The sequence below is a fragment of the Rhodococcus pseudokoreensis genome, from assembly GCF_017068395.1.
GTDB classification, from domain to species: domain Bacteria; phylum Actinomycetota; class Actinomycetes; order Mycobacteriales; family Mycobacteriaceae; genus Rhodococcus_F; species Rhodococcus_F pseudokoreensis.
Genome location: NZ_CP070619.1, coordinates 5,004,988 through 5,023,392, shown reverse-complemented (window position 1 = coordinate 5,023,392; position 18,405 = coordinate 5,004,988). Strand labels below are relative to the sequence as shown.

General features: G+C 65.9%; 17 protein-coding genes. 6 read left to right on the top strand and 11 right to left on the bottom strand.

Features of this window, described 5'->3' with window-relative positions; genetic code table 11:
- The first annotated feature begins 37 nt into the window (after positions 1–37).
- Positions 38–451 carry a VOC family protein gene (locus tag JWS13_RS28145; protein WP_087556144.1) on the top strand — a complete coding sequence of 138 codons (414 nt, stop codon included), beginning with the start codon at positions 38–40 and terminating at the stop codon, positions 449–451.
- Here the strand turns inward: JWS13_RS28145 and JWS13_RS28140 are convergent.
- Positions 416–1,627: an FAD-dependent monooxygenase gene (locus JWS13_RS28140; RefSeq protein ID WP_206008712.1), complete on the bottom strand. Its 1,212-nt coding sequence runs from the start codon at positions 1,625–1,627 to the stop codon at positions 416–418. The genes JWS13_RS28145 and JWS13_RS28140 overlap by 36 nt on opposite strands.
- 94 nt (positions 1,628–1,721) lie before the next feature.
- Here JWS13_RS28140 and JWS13_RS28135 point away from each other — a divergent pair, with 94 nt between their 5' ends.
- Entirely contained in the window at positions 1,722–2,438 is a 717-nt protein-coding gene (locus JWS13_RS28135) for a TetR/AcrR family transcriptional regulator (RefSeq protein ID WP_206008710.1), read from the top strand.
- A gap of 346 nt (positions 2,439–2,784) precedes the next feature.
- Here the strand turns inward: JWS13_RS28135 and JWS13_RS28130 are convergent, their stop codons facing one another.
- From JWS13_RS28130 to JWS13_RS28090, 9 genes are all read right to left on the bottom strand, one after another.
- A complete protein-coding gene (locus JWS13_RS28130; protein WP_206008709.1) occupies positions 2,785–4,479 on the bottom strand; it encodes a PucR family transcriptional regulator in 1,695 nt (564 codons plus the stop codon).
- A 7-nt stretch (positions 4,480–4,486) separates the two neighbouring features.
- Positions 4,487–5,992 carry an amidase gene (locus tag JWS13_RS28125; protein WP_420855023.1) on the bottom strand — a complete coding sequence of 502 codons (1,506 nt, stop codon included), beginning with the start codon at positions 5,990–5,992 and terminating at the stop codon, positions 4,487–4,489.
- A 99-nt stretch (positions 5,993–6,091) separates the two neighbouring features.
- Positions 6,092–7,201, bottom strand: coding sequence for a barbiturase (gene bar / locus JWS13_RS28120; protein ID WP_206008705.1), 1,110 nt, complete (start codon positions 7,199–7,201; stop codon positions 6,092–6,094).
- 193 nt (positions 7,202–7,394) lie between these two features.
- Positions 7,395–8,621 (bottom strand): GTP-binding protein, encoded by a 1,227-nt coding sequence (locus JWS13_RS28115; protein ID WP_206008704.1) that lies wholly within the window; start codon positions 8,619–8,621, stop codon positions 7,395–7,397.
- A gap of 113 nt (positions 8,622–8,734) precedes the next feature.
- Positions 8,735–9,376 carry a nitrile hydratase subunit beta gene (gene nthB, locus JWS13_RS28110; RefSeq protein WP_206008703.1) on the bottom strand — a complete coding sequence of 214 codons (642 nt, stop codon included), beginning with the start codon at positions 9,374–9,376 and terminating at the stop codon, positions 8,735–8,737.
- Positions 9,377–9,401: 25 nt separating this feature from the next.
- Entirely contained in the window at positions 9,402–10,025 is a 624-nt protein-coding gene (nthA, locus tag JWS13_RS28105) for a nitrile hydratase subunit alpha (RefSeq protein ID WP_206008701.1), read from the bottom strand.
- A gap of 40 nt (positions 10,026–10,065) precedes the next feature.
- Entirely contained in the window at positions 10,066–11,121 is a 1,056-nt protein-coding gene (gene oxdA, locus JWS13_RS28100; protein ID WP_206008699.1) for an aliphatic aldoxime dehydratase, read from the bottom strand.
- 153 nt (positions 11,122–11,274) lie between these two features.
- Positions 11,275–12,174: a helix-turn-helix domain-containing protein gene (locus JWS13_RS28095; protein WP_420855022.1), complete on the bottom strand. Its 900-nt coding sequence runs from the start codon at positions 12,172–12,174 to the stop codon at positions 11,275–11,277.
- Positions 12,175–12,288: 114 nt separating this feature from the next.
- On the bottom strand, positions 12,289–13,251 hold the full coding sequence (locus tag JWS13_RS28090) for a helix-turn-helix domain-containing protein (RefSeq protein WP_206008694.1): 963 nt from the start codon (positions 13,249–13,251) through the stop codon (positions 12,289–12,291).
- A gap of 281 nt (positions 13,252–13,532) precedes the next feature.
- On the opposite strand from JWS13_RS28090, the gene JWS13_RS28085 reads away from it, so the two are divergent.
- The 4 genes from JWS13_RS28085 (at position 13,533) to JWS13_RS28070 (ending at position 16,040) form a co-directional block, all read left to right on the top strand.
- Positions 13,533–15,080: an amidase gene (locus JWS13_RS28085; protein WP_206008692.1), complete on the top strand. Its 1,548-nt coding sequence runs from the start codon at positions 13,533–13,535 to the stop codon at positions 15,078–15,080.
- Entirely contained in the window at positions 15,077–15,316 is a 240-nt protein-coding gene (locus tag JWS13_RS28080; protein ID WP_206008690.1) for a hypothetical protein, read from the top strand. Before JWS13_RS28085 ends, JWS13_RS28080 begins: the two co-directional genes overlap by 4 nt.
- 122 nt (positions 15,317–15,438) lie before the next feature.
- Positions 15,439–15,735, top strand: coding sequence for a putative quinol monooxygenase (locus JWS13_RS28075; protein WP_206008689.1), 297 nt, complete (start codon positions 15,439–15,441; stop codon positions 15,733–15,735).
- A 137-nt stretch (positions 15,736–15,872) separates the two neighbouring features.
- Positions 15,873–16,040 carry a hypothetical protein gene (locus JWS13_RS28070; RefSeq protein WP_206008686.1) on the top strand — a complete coding sequence of 56 codons (168 nt, stop codon included), beginning with the start codon at positions 15,873–15,875 and terminating at the stop codon, positions 16,038–16,040.
- 39 nt (positions 16,041–16,079) lie between these two features.
- On the opposite strand, the gene JWS13_RS28065 is transcribed toward JWS13_RS28070, so the two are convergent.
- Positions 16,080–18,296 (bottom strand): thiamine pyrophosphate-dependent enzyme, encoded by a 2,217-nt coding sequence (locus JWS13_RS28065; protein WP_206008684.1) that lies wholly within the window; start codon positions 18,294–18,296, stop codon positions 16,080–16,082.
- Positions 18,297–18,405: the final 109 nt, after the last annotated feature.

Genomic DNA, 18,405 nt, shown 5'->3' with positions numbered 1-18,405 from the left:
TTGCTGTCGGTTCCGGCACCTAGAAGGAGCATGCCCCATGACCTCTCGTCTCAACCCCTACATCAGCTTCGACGGCAACGCGCGGCAGGCAATGGAGTTCTACAAGGACGTCTTCGGTGGCACCCTGGCGGTGAGCACGTTCGGTGAGTTCGGTGCCCCGGACGCCGAGGGAGCCGACAAGATCATGCACGCCATGCTCGAATCCGACAACGGGTTCACGCTCATGGGGGCAGACACGCCGCCCGGCATGGAACACAACCCGGGCACCAACATCGCGGTGAGCCTGAGCGGCGACGACGGCGACCTGCTCCGCGGGTACTGGGCCAAGCTCTCCGACGCCGGCTCGGTGTCGGTGCCCCTCGAAAAGCAGATGTGGGGAGACGAATTCGGTGCCTGTACCGACCAATTCGGCATCTCATGGATGGTCAACATTGCCGGGACGCCCAGCTGATCGCAGCGCCGGGTAGTCCTGCAGGTCGATGCCGGTAGCGAAGAAGTCGGTCAGCTTCATCATCAGGCCGAACAGGGCCCTGGACTTGAACGTCCAATTCCGCATCCTGATGCGAGTCGCCGACTTCGGCGCGAGAAACGGTCCGGCGCTGCCCTTGCGGGCAATCTTCGCATACCGGTGCATCTGCTCGTTGTAGCGTCCGAACGCCACGCGGTAGTCGCCACCGGCGGCGGCGAGTTCGCCCGCCAGCACATATGCACCGACGAGGGCGAGACCGGTCCCGAAGCCGCCCAGCGTGTTTCCGTACGCGGCATCGCCGAGTAGGGCCACGCGTCCCGCGGTGTAGGTATCGGTCTCGACCCGTGCGATCGAGTCGAGGTAGAAGTCGGGCGCGTCGTCCAGGTGCGCGAGCAACTGGGGCACTCGCCAGCCTGCACCTGCGTACGCGGCGGCCAGCAGTCGCTTCTGCTCGGCGATGTCGCCACGGTCGTAGTCGATGGGGTCGGACGCGAAGACGAACAACTCGGGAGCCTTCGGCCCACCGACGACGGCCATCCGTCCCGGTTCGTTGTACATCCAACCCGTCGCGCGTTCCCTGTCGGGCGACTCCGCGGTCACCGCGTCCGTGGTGCCGACGACAGCGTAGTAGTACCCGAGGAATCGGACGAAGTTCTCCTCCGGCCCGAATCGGTGTCTGCGCACGGCCGAGTGGATGCCGTCGGCGCCGAATACGAGATCGAACCGGCGTGCGTGCGACTTCTCGAACGTGACCTCGACACCGGCCTCCGTGTCGGTGAGCGCGGTGACGGAGTCACCGAACAGGTACTCGCATGAATCCGCGGTCCGTTCGTAGAGGATCTCGGTCAGGTCGCCCCGCAGGATCTCGACGTCGCCGCCGATGAATTCACCGGGCATCGTCGCCAGGTGTTTGTCGTGTTCGTCGACGATCCGGAGGTCGGTCTTTCCCGTCTGCCTGCGGTGCACCTCGTCGAGGATCCCCATCTTCTCCAGCACCTGCCGGTGCACCTCCCCCTTGAAGTCGACGGCCTGACCGCCGCGCCGAAGGGCCGGCGCCTTCTCGACGACGGTGACGGCGTATCCGCTGCGAGCGAGCCAGAACGCCAGGGCGGGCCCGGCGATGCTCGCACCGGAGATCAGGACGGTTTCGTTCGACATGGAACTCCTCCGAGAATTAATTGTGTCTGACGGACACAATTCAGTGTATGGTAGACACTATTCCGGATCAAGAGTCGGCCGGAGGAGCGCAAAGATGGTCACCCAGCCCCGTACCGCCGAGCTGCTCTGGGGATCTCCGGACAGACCGAAGCGCGGTCCGAAGCCGGCGCTGAGCCTCGAGCAGATCGTCGCCACCGCCATCTCCATGGCCGATGCGGAGGGCCTCGCCACGCTGTCGATGCAGCGCCTCGCGGAGGACCTCGGGTTCACCAAGATGTCCCTCTACCGCTACACCCCCGGGAAGGCCGAGCTGACCGCGCTCATGCTCGATGCCGCTCTCGGACCCGCACCCGACCTGTCCGAGATCGACGGCGGCTGGCGCGCAGCGCTCCACGAGTGGGCACTGCGCATGTGGGCGGGTCTGCGACGGCATCCGTGGGTCGTGGACGTCGCCGTCGGCCCGCGTGTGATGGGACCGAACGAACTGGGCTGGCTCGAAATCGGCCTCTCGGCGCTGAGCGGCACCGGACTCACCGGCGGGGAACGACTGGATTCGGTCGTCCTGATCACCGGCCACGTCCGCAGCCTCGCTCAGCAGTCGACGGCCCCCGGCGCCGAAACCGACACACCCGAGAAGGCCCTGAGCGCGATCATGACGGGAATCCTCACCGACAACGCCGAACGCTATCCCGAGGCGGCGGCGGCCTTCGCGTCGGCGAGTTCGTCTTCCAGGCAGGACGATGCGCTCGAATTCGGCCTGTCCCGGATCTTCGACGGCCTCGCCGCACTCGTCGCGGAACGCGCCGAATAGCGGAGCCGCGGACCGATCAGGTGGATCGAGGCCTCAGCACCACGGCGATTGTCACAGCCAAGACGCTACCGCACAGAAGCCCGGCAAGCGCTGTGGCCCAACGCTGTCCCATCGATGCATCCGTGGAAGTCAGCGCGCACGCCAGCATCGTCGCCGCACCCGTCAATGACAGGGTGACATTCCAGCTCAGAAGCTGACTGGTTCCCGTGTGGAATCGCAGAAGGGACGGGGGGATCAGTACGTTGGAGACAATCAGAAGCACAATGCCGGGGTAGAGCAGAGCGTTCATTGCTGTCCTATCACAGAGCGGTGGACGGTGGGGACGAGTTCATATCGTGCGGATCGGTCACAGACCCTCCATCTCCACTACCCTCAGTGCGAGCGCGACATCCAGGCGCAGAATGGGATCCGTCGTGAACGGGCCGACGATGCTCTCCAACTTGCCGATCCGGTAACGCAGCGTGTTGTAGTGGAAATGCAGTACGCGTGCAGTCTCAGCCACGTTGCAGTTGGTGTCCAGGAGTGCCTGCATCGTCTGGCGGAGGTCGATCGCCTCGTCCGCGTCGCCCGCCAGCGAACCGAGGATCTCGGTGGCGAACGATCGGAGTTCGGCGCTGTCGTCGACCAGGGAGAGCAGTCTGTGGACGCCCAGGCTGTCGAAGTGTGCGACAGAACCGTGCCCGCGCATGCGCCGCCCCACCGCCACTGCCCTACGTGCCTGGTCGTACGCCTGCGGAAGGTCGGCAGCCGAGCCGATGACCCGGCTCACGCCGGTGCAGAACGAATGCCTGCCGCCTCCCCGGTCACCGGTGACGGCCGCAATCAGATCGTCGACAACAATTCTCGAGTTCTCGTCACCGACCGGCATCAGCACCACCACCTCATGGCTGAACCCGACCACCGGTGCGTACCGGTCCCTGCGCCGGACCACTTGTTTCCAGGCAGCGGTCAGTCTCTGTTGCGGCATACGTCCGGGAACCGGCAGCCGTCGCGCAGGGCCGGCGGCCGAGCGAGCGGGGTCCGGGTCGAGCTCCGCAACGACGACCACCATGGCGCGGTTCACGTCCCATTCGAGCTGCGCGCAGTGCTCCGTAATCTGTTCAACCGTACCGGCATTCCCGTTGAGTACGTCGCGCAGGAAGTCGCCGTGAAACTTTGATTCGACCGCCGACACGGCGAGTTGCTTGGTCACCGCCAGCGCGACCACGGTTGCGGCTCGCTCCAGCGCCTGCACGGTGACGGGACCCAATGCGCCGTCTCCCACGAAGGCGAGGATGACGCCGTGGTCGGTCCCGCCGGCATGAACCCGGGCAACGGCGATCTGGCCGGCATCCGTGCCCGGCGCCGGCTGCAGGCCGTGGTGCAGGCGCTCGGTGCGAAGCCGGCCGGACGGGTCGAACAGCGGCAAGTCTTCCAACGCCTGCAGATTGGCCGGCGAACCCGCTGTCGCGTTGACCCGCCCGTCCGGTGTGCAGATCAGCACCGAAGCGTCGAACAGCGCGGCGACCTCGTCCGCGATCTGCGGCAGGTCGCCACCTTCGAGGACGATCTTCGTCAAGGCACGGTGCATGCGATCGGCGACGTCGAGGGCGAACGCCTGCCGATCGACGAGGTGTGTGAACACCTCCGACATCACCTCGTCGAAACCGATGTCGTGCGGAATGAGAAACAGCGGAATGTCGAGACGGTCCGATGCCTCGAGCATCGCGGCAGGGAGATCGCCGAGGTACCGGCCCTCCTTGACACCGAGTGCGGCCGCGCCGCACCGGGCGAGGCCCTCGACGAGTTCGACCAGCGCGCGGGGGTCGAACGGCTCACCCGAATCTGCATGTCGCAGAGGGAACCCCGTGGTGATCAACAGTTCGTTGGGTTTCACCCACGGCAGGATGTCCGGTACCTCGATGACGTTGACTCGCAGAACGGTCTGGTCCAGTCCGCCCGCCCCCGCGAGGAGCGTGGAGCCGGCCAAGCTGGGGAGAGTCAGCGCCTCCCGAATCGTCAACGCGTAACCGGCAGGTGACGGCAGATCGACCGCGTCCACGTGCAGCTCAGCTCGGGAGGAGTGCCGGCGGAAGCACGCGCTGCGTCCACTTCGTCTTCTGCTCGTACGCGTGGGCGAGTTGGAGGACGGCTCGGTCGGCGCCGTGTCGTCCGATTATCTGAATTCCCATCGGGAGCCCCCGGTCGTCGAAACCGACCGGCATCGCGGCGACCGGGAGGCTCGTCATCGTCCACGGTGCGACGGTCTCCATCCACCGGTGATAGGTATCCATGGGCCGGCCGTCGATCTCGGTGGGCCAGTGTGTGGACTTGTCGAACGGGAACACCTGAGCGCTGGGCGCGAGGATGTAGTCATACGTTTCGAACATCTTCGTGAGGGCAGCCTGCCAGTCGTTGCGGGCCGCCGCAGCCTTCGTGACGTCGAGCGCGGACAGTGCGATTCCGTGCTCCATCTCCCACACGAATTCGGGCTTCATCTGCTCGCGTGTCTGTGGGTCGTCGTAGAGGTCGACCAAGCCGAGCTGTGCCCACCAGCGCCATCTCAGGAACAGCTGCCAGATGTCTTCGGGCTTGTAGTCGGGGAGCGCCGCCTCGATGCGGCAGCCGATGTTCCGGAATGCGTCGAACGAGGACTCGCACAGCTCGAGAACTCCGGGTTCCGTCGCCAGGTACCCGTCCCAGTCACCCACCCACGCGATCCGCGTTCCGTGGAAGTCCCGCTCGAGGTTCCGTGTGAATACCTCGGGGTCCTCGTCGATGCCGAGCGGGGCGCCGGCGTCGGGCCCGGCCATCGTCGACAAGAGCTGCGCCACATCGGCCACCGACCGTCCGATCGGGCCGACCACCGCGCCCTGAGCGATGAAGCCTGCCTCCGGGATGCGTCCCCAGGACGGGCGAAATCCCACAACGTTGTTGAAGGCTGGTGGATTTCGCAGTGACCCCATGTAGTCGCTGCCGTCGGCAACCGGGACCATCCGCAGTGCCAGGGCCGCGGCGGCGCCGCCACTGCTTCCACCTGCGGTGCGTGATGTGTCGTACGGTGTCGCCGTCGTGCCGTACACCGGGTTGTACGTCTGGGATCCGAGTCCGAATTCGGGCGTGTTCGTCTTGCCGATGACAATGGCACCCGCTGCCTTGATCCGCGCGACGAACAGGTCGTCCGCGTCGGCGATCCGGTCGGCGAAGATGGGTGATCCGGAGGTGAACGGAAGCCCCTTGGCCGCGGAGAGATCCTTGACGGCGTGCGGGAACCCGTGCATCCAGCCGAGGTAGTGCCCGTCGGCAAGCTGATGGTCCCGCTCGCGCGCTTCGGCCAGCAACTCGTCCCGGTCCCGCAGGGCAACGATGGCGTTGACACTGCGATTGTGCCGTTCGATGTGGTCGAGATAGGCGGTCATGACGTCGACGCACGACACCTCGCGGGTCTTGATCAAACCGCTGAGCGTGAGCGCGTCACACATGACGAGATCTTCGTATCCTCCTGGCCCGCCCAAAGGTTCGACGTCAGTCAGGGGCGAATCACCTGCGTCGACGGGATCGATGACGTGTGACACTTGTGAACCTCTCCACGGTTTCGGATGCGATTGCCGGCGATCGAGGGTGCGCAGCGCCCGGTGGCGGCCACGCACCCTCGTTCACGGTGCGACCAGGAACTATTGACCGAGGTCGACGATGGCGGCGACGGGGCCGCCACCCTCCGGGCCCTGGTGCGCGGCCGACACGGACACGAACACCGCCGGGTCACCGGTGACCGACGCCGCGACACCGCCTACGCACGACTTGATCTGGCGGTGCCAGTGCACGTCCGAGTCGTCGAGCATCGCGTTGCGGCGGCCGCGCACCGTCCCGTCCTGACTCGCCTCACACTTGAGGAAGACATTGACGAGCCGGCCGTCCAGGTCGCTCGTGTGGGGCCGCTCGGGCAGTTCGAGTCCCGCATCCCGGATCGCCGACCAGATGCCGTCCTGATCGAGCGGATCCGTCATCACGCTGTGCCCGATCCGGTAGCGGCCGCCGACACCGCGTGCGTTGCCCACCACCACGATCTGAGCCCGGTCCAACTCGACACCCGAGGAGCAGGATGCGACCGACGAGTAGAGGTCCCGGCTGTGCATGACATCGTCATCGCCGGGCATCTCGATCTCGCCGAGGGCGACGGCAATCCCCAGTGCCGTACCACCGTTCGACAGGTCCATCGACTCGTGCGTCTGCTCGGTCCACACCGTCTCGCCGCGGCTCTTGGCGTCCCGGATGGTGTGGATCGTCAGCAACGGCGTCTTCGTCTGCACGTAGTGCACGTCGGCGGGGTCGGTGATGCCGGCGTTGTCCATCGCCATCTTCACCGCCGCTGCCACCTTGGTGATCATCGCCGTGCGACCGATGTCTTCGGGGAGAAGCTGCTCACTCATCGCGACACCGACGGTCAGTCGCGGCTCGTCGGTCTTCACCGCCTTCTCCGCGGGCACAGTTGCGAAGATCGTTGCGTGCGGGCTGATCACACCGTCGGTACCGCCGGACCAGACGATGGGCACCCCGGCCACCTCGTCCGCGCTTCGGCTGCCCTTGGCAGAGAGGACCTCACGGAAAGCCCGATCCGCGATGATGCGCGTGTAGTCGTTGACGCCGCCGTTGCCCTCGGTCTTGCCGATGACTGCGATGACGCGGTCCGCTTCGAGCACACCGTCGTCGATGAGCTTCGCCAGCTCGCCGGCGTCGGACACGCTGTGCAGGGGAACCTTGCGGACCTCGATTGCTTCGGGCATTGACATCTCCTCTATACGTGGCTTGCGGGGTAGTCGAGATCAGCTTTTGGCGATCGGAACTCCAACGCAGCCCACGCTATGAGGACGAGCACGTTCGGACATTGGCAAAGTTTGCCCAAACCAGAACTCACATTGGGCAGAGTTGACCAGTGCCGCTGGCGACAGCGTGCCGACTCGACCCCGGCACGCGGGATCAGAGGGTGCTTGTCTGAGCTACCTGGCTGGTCACGTGATCGGAGTGACCGGCGCCGAGGGGGTCGGGCCACCCCGACCACGTGTCGGGGCCGGACTCGATTTCCGCGGTGGTGAGGAGACAGATGTCGAGCTGATGCCGAAGTACGTCGGCGTCGATGCCCTGGCCGATGAAGACGAGTTCCTGTCGGCAGTCACCGACCGGTTCTTCCCATTTGTCGAGGATTCCCTGGCGGCGATAATCGTCTTCCGGCCAGTAGTTGTCCGGGAGGAACTTCCACCACCGTCCGACGTACCGGTGCCGGATCACGTGACCGGCTTGGGAGATGCTGCCGATCTCGGTGAACCGGCCGGCGTTCCAGAAGTACCCCTTGGCGCGGAGAAGTCTGCCGTTCGTCCATTCGCCGGTGAGGAACTGGTGTAGCCGCCCCGGGTGGAAGGGGGCGCGTTCGCGGTAGACGACCGAACCGATTCCGTACTCCTCGGTCTCGGGGGTGTGCTCGCCCTGGAGTTCCTGCAGCCAGCCGGGTGCCTGGGCTGCCCTGTCGAAGGAGAACAGGCCGGTATCCATGATGGCGTCGAGTGGGACGTGGCCGTGAGATATCGCGTGGATGTCCGCGGTCTTGTTCAGCGATCGAATCAGCGCGGTCAGTTCGGCGAGGTGCTCGGCGGAGATGAGGTCGGCCTTGCTGATCAGGACCACGTCGGCGAATTCGATCTGATCGACCAGAAGATCGGAGATGTCGCGTTCGTCGTCGGGAGCGTCGGCCTCGACGGGGCCGCCGGACCGGTAGTCCCGGAGGAAACTGTGACCGTCGACGACGGTCACCATGGTGTCCAATCGCGCGATGTCGGCCAGCGCATGCCCGTCGGTGTCGATGAAGGTGAATGTTTCGGCGACGGGCAGGGGCTCGGAGATGCCGGACGATTCGATCAGGAGGTAGTCGAACCGTCCGTCGGCGGCCAGGGTTCTGATCTCGTCGAGAAGATCCTCCCGCAACGTGCAGCAGATGCACCCGTTGGTCATCTCGACGAGCTTTTCCTGCGATCGGCTCAGCGAGATCTCTCGTTCGACCTCGGCACTGTCGATGTTGATCTCGCTCATGTCGTTGACGATCACCGCAACACGCCGGCCTTCACGGTTGCGCAGGATCTGGTTCAGGAGTGTCGTCTTTCCTGCACCGAGGAATCCCGACAGCACGGTGACGGGGAGGCGCGTGTCATTCATTGGTCAGTTCCTTCCGGAGAACCTTGTTGTACTCGACGACAGACCGGCGGCGGAGGCACGGATTTCCGGGCAGGGTTTCCACCGCCGGTCTGTGTTCATCGTGTCGGATGCGCTCAGGCGGCTACCTTTTCGAGGTATCCCTCGAAGAGGTCGACCACGACACTGCCGGCGTCGGTGTTCTCGCCGAAGAGGTCTTCCGCCGCGAACTGGACGTGATAGGTGGGTTCCGCACCGGCGTCGTCGCGCCCGTGGCCTATCGCGTCGGGGAACGGCCAATTCTCGGTGGTACGGTGGGTGATCGTTCCGACCCGGCCGCGGCAGTATGCCGGCATCCGGATGTGCCCGGGCACGTGCTCGTCGCGGACCCGAACGCGCTCACCCACCTCGAAGGTGATGTCCTCCGTCCGCGCCGGCCTGCCTTCCGACTCGGCAGGAAGGGACAGCGGGAACGGGCCGCCGGCGAGGGCCTCCAGTTCGTCGTGGGTCAGGATTCCCTTCTCCACCATCAGGGTTGCGACTCCGATGACGTACCGCTCGTAGTACGGCGTCATCATGTAGTGGCGTGGTTCCATTCGTTCGACGACGTGCCGGACTTCGTCGACACTGAACGCCCCCAGGTCTGCGGCGCCGAGGAACAGCAGACTGTAGGGAAGGTGCTCCCACTCCGCGTGAAAGGGTCCGCCGATGTCGGCGTCGACGGTGTGCGGGACCTTACCGAACCCCTGGACACCGGCGAGATCGTGTACTCCATCCATGGATCTGTTCCTTCTCTTCGGTTGCTCAGGCGCTCGGAACCTGCGGGATCGCGACCCCGATCAGGCAATCTTTGGTGACGATCTGCTGGAGTTGCTCGCGGCTCCATCCTTCGGTGCCTGCCGGCCGTTGGGGCAGGACGATGTAGCGCGTTTCCGCGGTGGTGTCGTACACCCGGATCTCGACGCCCTCCGGAATGTCGGTGCCCATCTCGGACAGCACTTTCCGCGGTTCCCGAACCACGCGGGCCCGGTACTCGAAGCTCTTGTACCAGGTCGGCGGCAGTCCCAGGATGGGCCAGGCGGTGCACGAGCACAGCGAGCACACGATCACGTTCTTGAGTGTGGGCGTGTCCTCGAGCGCCACGATGTATTCACCCTGCGGCCCCAGGTACCCGTACCTGCCGACAGCTTCGGTGCCGTCGGTGAGCAGAAGTTGCCGGAACTCGTCGTCGGTCCATGCCCGGGCGACCAGTTCTGCGCCGCGGTGGGGGCTGAAGTCCTCTTCGAAGGTCTTCTTCCAGCCTTCGACGTATCCCTCGGGAACCAATCCCTTTCCGTCCAGCGCCCGGAACAGCGCCCAGGCGCGGTCGGCGGCCGGTGCCTGTGCGGGAGTCGCGTTCTCTGGTGTGTGTTCGATCGTTACCGACATTCTTCACCTTCTCTGTAGGGGCTGAAAACTGCGAATAGCTCTACTGCGGCGGCTGCGCGTCACGCAGCATGCCGGTCTGCGGATGGCAATTGATGTACTCGTATCGCTGGTCGCGCGCGTCGAATACCGAGACTTCATGGTAAAGGCGAAGTTTCGACAGGCTGGCGGCGACGCGGAAGAAGGTGGTGAAGATTCGCAGGTGCGTGGGATGAGATTCCGCCCAGCGCTCGAGCTGGTCCAGCGAACCCCAGTGGCCGATGTTGTAACTCAGGTCGAGAAAGTTTCCGTCCAGATCGATGTTGCGAACGAATCTGTTGCTGTAGCAGCCCACCGATTGTCCGTTGTCGCGCAGAAAGTCCATGCCGTCCTGCAGCGTCGGCAGGATCTCGTCGAGGTACAGGTTGCGTTCCGCCGTTTCGGCGTCGGCCCAGTCCTGCCCGGAGCGGATCAGTGCGATGTTGTCGTGACCCTGAACGATCACGCGGCCACCTGCGGCGGGATCGCCGCTGAGTACGCGCAATTCACCGGACGGCTGCATCCAGTCGGTCTGGGAAATCGGGAAGCGTTCGCGCATCGAGCCCCAATAGCCGTGCTCGTTGATCTCGCCACTGATACCGCCCATGACGGCACCGACCCCCGGAAGGGCATCCTGGAACGCGTACAGCGTTTCGAACTGCTCGGCGCGCGGGGCCACGATCTCACGGAAGTACCCCAGCCCCTCCGACAGCCGTTCGTCCGATGCCCACCAGTCGGCCACCGTCGGCAACTGGAGCCAACGGTGATGGGCAGCAATATCTTTCCAGTATCCCACGATCATCAAATTCTCATGACCCTGATTGTCGACGTGATGGGTCAGGTCATAGTGCAGCGGGCCGTCGGGCAGATCGAAACCGGCCACCATGTCGCGCATGGCGCGCAACGCGGCCGGGCGTTGCGCGTCACCGCGGAACTGCACACCGAGGTATCCCATCACCACCTGCTGCACTTCTTCGTCGGCACGTCCCACCCACATGGGAAAAGGTGGCTGGTAGCCATCCGGGACACGTCGGGTCAACGTGCGGGGGCATTTTAGGTGATCACTGATTGCAGATTCCATGAGGACTCCTGGTTCTGGTACATCGCGTGCGGGCTGCCTCTTCGGCGGTTGAAGATCCCGGCAACGCAAAAGTTACCTCCCCGATCGACGGCAAATCTGACGGAGAAGGACAGGTATTTGGACGAGAGGGACAACTCGAGTTGCGTCCCGACGTCAGGTTGCTGCCGCCGTCGCCCGGTACTGGCGCGGGCTCATCCCGTATTCGCTCTTGAACGTGCGGCTGAACAGCGAGGGGTCGGCGAAACCCCAACGGCGAGAGATCTGGCCGAGCGAGCGATCCGTGGTCGTGCTCAGCGCCATGTCGCGGCGACACTGCTCGAGTCGCCGCACGCGGATGACGCGTGACACCGTCGTGTCCTGCTCGGCGAATACCCGGTGCAGGTGCCGGGTGGAAATGCCGAGGGCCGAAGCGATCACGGACGGCGAGAGCGATGGGTCTCCGAGGCTCTCGTCGATCATCGCCATCGCTGCGCGGTAGGTGCTCGAACGTGGCGCACCGAGCGGCCGGCCAACGGCCCGCAGGACGGCACCGACCAGGTCGCCGACCTCGTCCACGATCGCGTTCCCGGCCCCGGCATCGGATGCGATCCGGCTCGTCACGATGTCGTGAAGAAACCGGCCCAGGAGCCCGCTGGCTCCGGCGCGGCCGTCGAAGGTTATTGCGGTGAGGTCGTGAATCTCCGCTTCGGTGAACGAAAGTGAGCCCCTCGGCCACGTGAAGACCTCGAGCACCCAGGAACCGTCATCCGGATGCCCGTCGAACCGCCACTCGAACGGGCGAGTGGTGTCGTACAGGACGAAGTCGTCGTGGTCGAGTACGCACTCCCGGTCATCCTGGGTGACCACGGCACGCCCACGACGGATCCGCCCGATCTGGAGGTAGTCGGCACGGTCGGCTCGGGCGAGGCTGCCGCTGCGGGCGATCCGTTGTTCGGTCGATTGGACTGTGGACACCTTGAGATGAGCAAGTTCGGAGGACCGCACTGCACCGGTGAACCGGGGGCCGTCCTCGATGTCCGAGACGCTGAGGGCAACGAAGTGCTCGCGCAGCATGTCCTCCCAATCGGAGGCCCGTGTCGTCCGCACGGGTAATGCAAACCCGGACCTGACAAGCATGGCTACCTCTCTTCGGTCTGATTGCGCAACGCTCCCCCGGGAACGGTTCGGCTACCGGTGCAATTCTCGGTACCTGCTCGGGCTGACGCCGTAGCGGGCGGCGAACGCTCGGCTGAACACCGACAGATCGATGAATCCGAACTGCGCGGCGATATCGGTCAGCGAACGGGAGGCGTTGCGGGGTGACAGCATCGCGTCACGGCAGACCTCGAGCCGGTGCGCCCGGATCGTGGCTGCCACAGTGTTTCCGAATCGAGCGAACACTCTGTGCACGGTTCTCGTGGAGATGAAGAACGCGTGGGCGATGCGCTGCGGGGACAGGTCCGGGTCGTCGAGATTCCGCTCGATATACCGCAGCATGTTCGCGTACAGATCGCGTGCGGTGACATCGGGATCGTCCGGCTCACCCTCTTCCTGTGCGGCTGTGATTGCCAGGTCTGCGATTCCGTCCGCCAGCCGCATCGCACCGCCCGGCGACGGGTCCTTCTCGACTGCGAGAAGTCCGGCGAGCATCGGCGACAGCAGCTGTCCTACTGCCGAATTGGACCGCACGGTCCGTGCCGTCAATTTCTGCGACTCCCCCTCGGTCAGCGAGACGGCACCACGCGGCCACGTGAAGACCTGAAGGTGCCATTCCGGTCGCAGGTTCCAGGTGAACGGGCGGGAGGATTCGTAGATGGCGAAGTCGCCCGGCCGCAGTGTGCAGGTTCGCCCGTCCTGGACGAGTTGTCCCTCACCGGCGACGACCATGCCGATCTGCATGAGGTCGAGCGGATGCCGGTCGGTCAGCTGCGGCGTCCGGTGAAAAGTCTGAGGTGTGGCCAGGACGTCGGCCGCCAGCAGATGCGCGAATCGCCGGGTGTGGACCGCCCCCGCGAAGCGATCGGATTCGCCCGGGCTGATCTTCAATGCCACGAAGGTCTCGCTGATCACCTCGACCCAGTCGCGGAGGGCAGCAGTCCGGATCACCTCGGTGCGGCGGTGCTCGCCACCCGGAGCGAGCGACAACGGCATGAGCAGCCCCTTTCCCTCGCCTGCACGTCACGCTATGAGCACTCCGGCGTAACTGTCAATGACAGCTGACCACTGTTTCCGCTGAAAACATGCCTCGGCGGCGAGGTTGGCGCTGAGCGCAAAGCGGGCTGTCACTCTGAGACAAACGCTGCGGTTCGCCTGCTTCTACGGTTCGTAGAACACCGGGAAATGCCGGCGGGTCCCGCGTTGCATCCGGACCGGCAGCCGGCCCTCGACCAGGTGCCCGCGGGCGCCATCGTACAGCTGAGGAGCGCACCTTCATGACTTCGTTGCCTGCACCCGATTCCGCCCGATTGGCGGCGTTGAACGAGCATTTCCGATTCGGGTTGTCCGCCGCCGACCTCGACGAGTTCGCCCCCGCGGTCGAGGCCACTCTCACGGCACCGATCGCGGTCGAGCAGCTCTATCGGCGTGCGGCGCCACCGGCCCCCGAGCGGTCCTGGGCGCCGCCGGCACCGGAGCACAACCGTCTTGGAGCGTGGTACGTCACCACCTCGATCGACGGTTCCCCCGGCGGTCCGCTGGCCGGCCGCACCGTGGCGGTCAAGGACAACGTCGCGGTCGCTGGGGTTCCGATGATGAACGGATCGCGCACCCTGGAGGGGTTCGTCCCGCGGCAGGACGCCACGGTCGTTCGCAGGCTGCTCGACGCCGGTGCCACGATCGCAGGAAAATCGGTATGTGAGGATCTGTGTTTCTCGGGCGGGAGTTTCACGTCGCAGCCGGGACCGGTGCGCAATCCGTGGGATACGACCCGCAATTCGGGTGGATCTTCCAGTGGCTCCGGCGCTTTGGTCGCCAGCGGTGAGGTCGACCTGGCCGTCGGCGGAGATCAGGGCGGCTCCATCCGCATTCCGGCCGCATTCTGCGGGATCGTGGGTCACAAACCGACGCACGGGCTGGTCCCCTACACCGGCGCGTTTCCGATCGAGAGGACCATCGACCATCTCGGCCCGATGGCCCGGACCGTCGCCGACGCAGCCACCATGCTGAGTGTGCTCGCCGGCACGGACGGGGCCGATCCGCGGCAATCACGTCAGGTCGAGCCGGTCGACTATCTGGCTGCGCTCACCGAACCGGCCTCCGGGCTGCGAGTCGGTGTCGTGACCGAGGGCTTCGGCACCGCAGTGTCCGATCCGGAGGTCGACGCCGCCGTCCACGCTGCGGTCGACGTGCTGCGCAGCGCCGGACTCACGGCGGAGCAGGTGTCGATTCCGTGGCACCTCGACGCGATGCACGTCTGGAACGTGATCGCGACCGAGGGCACCGCGTACCAGATGCTCGACGGCAACGCCTACGGCATGAACACCGACGGGTTCTACGACCCGGAACTGATCGCGCATTTCGCCGCTCAGCGCCTCGAGCGCGGTCACGAATTGTCCAAGACGGTCAAGCTGGTGGGGCTGTCGGGCCGGTACACCTTCGAGGTCGGCGGCGGAAAGTACTACGCAATGGCGCGCCAACTCGTCCCGGAACTGCGCGCGGCCTACGACGCCGCGCTCACCGACTACGACGTGCTGGTCATGCCCACGGTCCCCTACACCGCGAAGAAGATCCCGCCTGCCGATGTGGCATTGGGCGACTACCTCGACGTCGCGCTGTCGATGGTCGGCAACACCGCCCCGTTCGACGTCACCGGTCACCCCGCCTGCTCGGTTCCCGCGGGACTCGTCGACGGCCTGCCGACCGGGCTGATGATCGTCGGCAACACGTTCGACGACGCCACGGTTCTGCGCGTGGCACACACCTATGAACAGGCCGTCGGCGGTTTCCCCACCCCGCCGGCCCTGATGAGTTCCGCGCGATGACAGCACCACGGTTGTCTCTGGACGACGAGATTCTCGATCTCGCCGTCATGTGGCTTCCCATCGGGGATCCACCGGCCGACAAGATCAAGCGCGACTTCGGCGTCGAACCGGCCGAATATCGCGTGCGCCTGGCCCGCGCCATCGACCGTTACCTGCAGACGTCGAACGCGGGAGCCGTCGCACGACTCGACCGATTCTTCGAGACGTCGATGCTGACAGCCCTGAGACCGAAGTAGTCACCAACAGGCGACGAACGGTCCAGTCGCAAATTGGGTCAGAGGGGTGGTGGTCAGCCACTTGACGCTCGTAGCGTCGTAGGTGGGTGTACGAGAGTCGGAACGAACGAGGAGGAGACATCGTGACGATCGACAGAGGAATTCTGGCACTGCTCGAGGCCAAGCCGGGCAAGGGCGAGGAACTGGCTGCGTTCCTGGAGCAGGGACGCGCCCTGGCGGCGGCCGAGGAAGGCACCGTCACCTGGTACGCGTTCAAGGTCAGCGACACCACGTACGGCATCTTCGACACGTTCGAGAACGAGGAAGGTCGGCAGGCGCACCTGAGCGGAGCCATCCCCGCCGCTCTGGCCAACGTCGGCCCCGACCTGCTCGCGAGGGACCCCGACATCCGTCCGGTCGACGTGGTCGCTGTCAAGTAGGGCGCCCGCCGGGTTTCCTACCGTACGGTCAGTCGAATCCTGCCCGTAAACCTACCCGATCGGGTAGGGCCCCGACCGACCGTTGCACGGCATACTTGCCCGGCTCGGGGGTTTCCGAACACGATACGGAGAAACTGATGCTCGACCGGCTGTACGCCGCTGTCCTCGCCGTCGCCGGCCTCGGCTACGGCGGTTACATCCTCCTCGACGAACTGACCGGAGGGTCGGACACCCCAGGCGAGGACGACCATCATCTCCACGAAGTCCCCTCGGGAGCAGATGCCCACGCTGCGACGTCCTTGTAGCACTGACGTCAGGTTGGCGAAGCGCAAGGGATGCGGGGACTAGCGGCTCACGAGTTTGATCGCCGCGGCCTCGATGGTGTCCTCGGACAGCAGCACCTCGAGCGCGGCGTCGCCGAGTGGGATGAAGCTGTTCTCGCTCGTCACCCGCGCGAGCGGCCCGGTGAAGCCCTCGTCGACCAGTGCGGCGACCACCCCCTCGGACACACCCCCGGACTTGCGGGTCTCGTCGACCACGAGCACCCGGCCGGTGGCGTGCGCCTCCCGGACGACGTCCTGCACCGGCAGCGGTGCGAGCCAGCGCAGGTCCACCACCCGGGCTGCGATGTGCGCCCGCTCGAGCCTTCGCGCGACCCGCAGGCTCATCCGCACACCGTTGCCGTAGGTGACGATCGTCAGGTCGGTGCCGCCGCCGTAGGTGCGGGCCGAGCCGATCGGCACGTGACTCTCGGCCTGCGTCGCGGGATCCGGATACGGTGCCAGCCACAGGCCGTCGCCGTCGTCGTACAGATCCCGGATGTGGTACAGCGCAATCGGTTCCAGGTACACGCACACCGCGCCGGCGGTCCGCGCGGCCGCCACACAGGTGTGCATCATGGCGGCGGCGTCATCGGGGCGGGACGGCGACGCCACCACCACACCGGGGATGTCGCGCAGTGCGGCGACGGCGTTGTCGTTGTGGAAATGCCCGCCGAAGCCCTTCTGATACCCGTACCCGGCAACCCGCACCACCATCGGGTTGCGGTACTGCCGGTCGGAGAAGAACTGCAACGTCGCACCCTCCCCGCGGATCTGGTCGGCCGCATTGTGCAGATACGCCAGGTACTGGATCTCCGGGATCGGCAGCAACCCGGTCACCCCCGCTCCCAGCGCGAGACCCAGGATCGCCTGCTCGTCGAGCAGGGTGTCGAATACGCGCGCCGACCCGGCCTTCTTCATCAGACCCCGGGTCACCCCGTACACCCCGCCCTTGCGGGCCACGTCCTCACCGAACACCAGCGCCTCCGGGCAGCGGGCGAGCACGTCGAGCAGGGCACGGTTGATCGCCAGGGCGAGGGTCAGCCTGCCTTCTTCCTCCGGGAGCGGGGATCCGAGAAATTCCGCGCGCTCGGCCGGGTCGACGCGCTCCGGCACCGCCGCGGCGGCCTGCTCGGCGGTGTCGGTGAGGGGCCTCATCACCGCCGCGGGACTGTCCAGTTGAGGTAGCTCGGCGACTTCCCGGGCGAGTCCGAGGATCTCCGCGCGTGTGTCCTCGTACCGCGCGAGGACCTCGGTGGGACTCAGGTGTCCGCCGCCGATCAGAAGACTTGCGGTGCACAGCACCGGGTCCCGGTCGAAGTCGGCGGTGATCTCGGTGGACGTCCGGTACGCGGACTCCAGATCGGATCCGGCGTGACCCATCAGCCGGACGGTCCGCAGGTGCAGGAACGCCGGCTTGCGGTGACTGCGCACCCAGTCGGCGGCGCGCTTCGCGGTGGCGTACGCCGCAGGCAGGTCGGAACCGTCCGCCTCGAAGTACTCCAGACCCGCCCGCTCACCGAAATTCGCGGCGATCCACCCCGTCGGAGTCCTGGTGCTGATCCCGATCCCGTTGTCCTCGCAGACGAACAGCAACGGGAGCGGCAACCCCTGGTAGGCCGAGTGGACGGCGGTGTTGATCGCACCGACCGCGGTCGAGTGGTTCGCGGACGCATCCCCGAAACTGCACACCGCCACCGCGTCGGCCGGCCACGGCGAGACCAGGTGGAGCTTGTGGGCGCGGGCGATCGAGAACGCGACACCGACCGCGCGCGGCAGATGCGAAGCAACGGTGGAGGTCTGGGGAATGATGCAAAGATCGTGGCGGCCGAACACCTTGTGCCGGCCACCCGAGATCGGCTCCTCCGTCGCGGCCACGACACCGAGGAGGACGTCGCGCAACGGATCCGTGCCGTGCACCTGCTGCGCCCGCGCGAGGAAGAATCCGCCGGAACGATAGTGCAGCAGAGCGGGATCGGTCGGACGCAGCGCCGCCGCGACCGCGGCATTGCCCTCGTGCCCGGAGGAGCCGATCGTGTAGAACCCCTTACCCTGCGACCGCAACCACCGGGCCGCCAGATCGAGATGCCTGCTGCCGAGTTGGGCGTCGAAGAGGTCCAGCGCGCCCTGCACCGACAACGGGGACGGCGGCCGGATCGGGTCCTCCGGACGAACACTCGAGCGGCCGCGCTCCAGCGCCGATACCACGGAGGTGAAGTAGTCGTCGATCTGTTCGGCCATCACCCGATCATCCTGTGACGCCGGGCGGCGGGCAAGGGTCGCGTGCTCCACTCACCTTCTCGACCAGTGTCCGGTCTTATCCGGACAGGAACGTGTTTCGGCGTCAGAA